This is a genomic window from Leptolyngbya sp. FACHB-711, assembly GCF_014695615.1.
GTDB lineage: Bacteria > Cyanobacteriota > Cyanobacteriia > Elainellales > Elainellaceae > Leptolyngbya_A.
This window is the reverse complement of record NZ_JACJOR010000327.1, coordinates 1-2,630: the sequence shown is the minus strand read 5'-3', so window position 1 is coordinate 2,630 and position 2,630 is coordinate 1. Positions and strand designations below refer to the sequence as shown.

At 50.8% G+C, this 2,630-nt stretch carries 2 protein-coding genes; both read right to left on the bottom strand.

Annotation, left to right across the window (positions count from 1 at the left end):
- A partial coding sequence (locus tag H6F80_RS13415) for a CheR family methyltransferase (protein WP_518523576.1) occupies positions 1-635 on the bottom strand: 635 nt, incomplete at its 3' end.
- A gap of 598 nt (positions 636-1,233) precedes the next feature.
- On the bottom strand, positions 1,234-2,532 hold the full coding sequence (ctpC, locus tag H6F80_RS13410) for a carboxyl-terminal processing protease CtpC (protein ID WP_190792043.1): 1,299 nt from the start codon (positions 2,530-2,532) through the stop codon (positions 1,234-1,236).
- Positions 2,533-2,630 lie beyond the last annotated feature (98 nt).

Genomic DNA, 2,630 nt, shown 5'->3' with positions numbered 1-2,630 from the left:
GATCCATCAGTTACAAGATTATGTTGAGCAAACACCAGATGTTCTTTTAAAGACGATCGAAAGATAGCATTTTTATAATCGGCAGTATAGTATTCGGAAAATGATTGCTTGCCGCCTGCTTTCAGGTAAAGCTGCGTATATTCCTGCATCTTATCTAAGGTAAAAATCCCAGTGCGGGCAGTTTGTAGCACCTGCTCGTTGGTATCGGTGGCATAGACGCGGCAGCGATGATAAATGCCCTCTTCCTGCAAGAGAATTGCCATTGAGTAAACTTCCTGCCCGGTTGAGCAGCCCGCGTGCCAGATGCGGATAAACGGATAGGTTTTCAGCAGTGGCACTACCTGTTCGCGAAAGGCAACATAAAAGCTGGGATCGCGAAACATACTCGTTGTGTTTACCGTTAGCCCCAGCAGCAATCGATCGAGACAGGTGCGATCGTGCAAAATCTTTGCTTGCAGTGCCGAAACCGTGGGCAACCCCTCACTGTGCAAAAAGTGACGAACTCGCCGCTTCAGAGACGATGGTGCATAGTTACGGAAATCATACCCGTAGTAGCGATAGATCGCTTCAAGCAGCAGTTGAACCTCAATATCCTCCAGGCTGGCAGGAGTCGTCATGAAGATGGTTGAAAACACGGCGAGAAATCGATGAGTGATAGTTGCGTAGTCTTTAGTCTGTCGATCGCTCTCCCAAAAGTCGACGTTCTCAAAGTATATTTTCACTCTACCGAAAGTCTGGCATTCCTCACAAACCTTACCCCTTACCGCTGCCCCTTCCTACTTCCTCCTTACCGCCTCACCATTTGCTCATCAACTCATCCACCCCTCAACCAACCCAGCCACACCCGCAACAGGGAAATTCACTACTCTGTATCCATAGGCTTCGTCATATTGTCCGCGGCTGCCGCTTCGATGCACTTTTCTCGATCGACCTGCATTGCTTTTGCCGCGAGCGCGATGATTGGCAAATTGCAAAACCCATTAAATTTACGGGTGGTGCGGATAGACAATAAATCCGATCGTGCGAATGGCGGTTAGCCCAAGCGCAAAGGCAAGGGCAATCTTTGTGCGAATTTTGCAGCAACGCAGCATGAAAACGCTAGATGCAAAAGTGAAAGCGCAAACGCAGCAGTTCATTTGCAAATGAAAAATCGGGAGCCTGAAACCCCCGATCAACTGTTGCTGCAATAATGCAGACGCAAAAAAGCAGATACAAAAAACAGACGCAGACGGATTAAGGTTGTGTTGCAGCCGTGTTTTGATTGCCCTGCTGAGACTGAGCAATTCTTTGATTGAGTGCCTCAAGCGACTTGGTGTACTGAAGGTCGTTTTCTGTACCAATTTCGTTATCTGCACCAAAGAGTTTGACGCGCTGCTCGTCGGTGAGTTCGATCTTGATATCGGGTTCAATGCCCGATTTGTTAATGTCGCGTCCGCTTGGCGTGAGATACTTAGCAACCGTCACCGCCAGTCCAGAACCATCGCCCAGACCGCGCACCGACTGCACCAGTCCCTTGCCAAACGTCTTGCTGCCCACAAGAACTGCTCGCTTATTGTCTTGCAGTGCGCCAGAAAGAATTTCGCTGGCACTGGCAGAACCGCCGTCTACGATGACTACGAGCGGCTTATCGGTAAGGGCTGTGCCGTTTGCCCGCTCTTGCTCTGAAATGCCCTGGCGATCGACCGTCGAAACGATGATGCCGTCGTTCATCCACATCCGGGAAATATCAATGCTGGAGTAGAGCAATCCGCCGGGGTTAATCCGCAGATCGAGCACATAGCCGTCTACTTTCTTTGACTCCAGGTCTTCGATCGCCGATCGCATTTCATCTGCGGCGTTTGCGCTGAACTGGTTCAGGCGGATATAGCCAATTTGCTTGCCGTCTTCCTGCCGCACCTCAGCCCGCACCGGATGGATTTCGATGCGATCGCGCTTCAGCGTATATTCTTTTTCCTCGCCACCCCGACGAATTGTAAGCCGAACTTCAGTTCCCACAGGTCCACGAATCAGGGTGACCGCCTGATTGGTGTCCATTCCCTCAGTGCTTTTCTCGTCGATTTTGACGATCACATCTCGCGCCATAATTCCGGCTTCAAAGGCAGGCGAATTTTCGATCGGTGAGACAACAATTAGTTCTTTGGTTTCTTCGTCCTGCGAAAGCTGAATCCCAACCCCGGTAAGCTCACCAGAGGTATCGATCTGCATATTGCGGAACTCTTGCGGGTCCATAAAGCGGGTGTAGGGATCATCCAGCTTTTCCAGCATTTCGCGGATCGCGGTATATGCCTCTTCACGGCTGCTGTAAGCCCGACCCAGGTACTCTTTCCGCACTGCCCGCCAGTCTACCTGGTTAAACGTTCCGTCTACATAATTGCGATCGATCAGCTGCCAAACTTCATCGACCAGCTCTTTGGGGCTTTCCTGAAAAAAGGCTTGTCCCTGAGACAGATGCAGTCCTGCACCCGTCACCGTTACCGCCGTCACTGCTGCTGCTGTTGCGCCGAGGAGGAGACCACGCTTTGTAATTGCCATAATCTGGGTTGAACCGAAGGGAATAGACTGTAGGGCAGGTACGCCCAATCTAGCACAGGGTCACGGGAGCAGGCGTAAAAATTTTGTGATCCACTGTT